Origin of the sequence: Streptomyces poonensis, assembly GCF_014650915.1 — a bacterium.
GTDB lineage: Bacteria > Actinomycetota > Actinomycetes > Streptomycetales > Streptomycetaceae > Streptomyces > Streptomyces poonensis.
On sequence record NZ_BMVW01000042.1, the window covers coordinates 1 to 833 of the forward strand.

General features: G+C 70.2%; 2 protein-coding genes. Both read right to left on the bottom strand.

Going from position 1 to position 833, the window contains the following annotated elements; all coding sequences use genetic code 11:
- On the bottom strand, nt 1-407 hold a 407-nt coding region (locus IE242_RS37260), incomplete at its 3' end, for an NAD(P)-binding domain-containing protein (protein ID WP_229860018.1).
- A gap of 6 nt (nt 408-413) precedes the next feature.
- Nucleotides 414-833, bottom strand: a 420-nt coding sequence (locus tag IE242_RS37265) for a phosphoglucose isomerase-related protein (RefSeq protein ID WP_506417262.1), incomplete at its 5' end; no start/stop codon positions are given.

The following is an 833-nucleotide window of genomic DNA, read 5'->3' on the forward strand; positions in this document are numbered from 1 at the left end:
ACCTTGGCGATGTTCTCGGCGTCGCCGCCGTACATCAGCGCGTAGCCGTTCTCCAGGCCCCACACACCGCCGGAGACGCCGCAGTCGACGAAGCCGATGCCCTTCAGGCCCAGCTCGACCGCGTGCTTCTCGTCGTCCGTCCAGCGCGAGTTCCCGCCGTCCACGACCACGTCGCCGGGCTCCAGGAGCTCGGCCAGCTCGTCGATGGTCGACTGGGTGGCGGCCCCGGCCGGCACCATCACCCACACCACGCGCGGGCCGCTGAGGCTGCCCACCAGCTCTTCCAGGCTGTGGACGTCGGCGAGGTCCGGGTTGCGGTCGTATCCGATGACGGTGTGGCCGGCGCGGCGGATCCGCTCGCGCATGTTGCCGCCCATCTTGCCGAGGCCGATGAGTCCGAGCTGCATGTCAGTTCACTTCTTCCGGAGGGTGCGGTAAGCGGCCACCAGGGCCTGGGTGGACGGGTCGAGACCGGGGACGTCGGCGCCTTCGGTGAGGGCGGGTTCGACGCGCTTGGCGAGGACCTTGCCGAGCTCGACGCCCCACTGGTCGAAGGAGTCGATGTTCCAGATCGCGCCCTGTACGAACACCTTGTGCTCGTACAGCGCGACCAGCTGGCCCAGCACCGACGGGGTCAGCTGCGGGGCCAGGATCGTGGTGGTGGGCCGGTTGCCGCGGAACGTCTTGTGTGCCACCAGCTCCTCGGCCACGCCCTCGGCGCGCACCTCGTCGGCGGTCTTGCCGAAGGCCAGGGCCTGGGTCTGGGCAAAGAAGTTGGCCATCAGCAGGTCGTGCTGGGCGGCCGGCTCGGCGCCCAGCTCGTCCACCGGGCG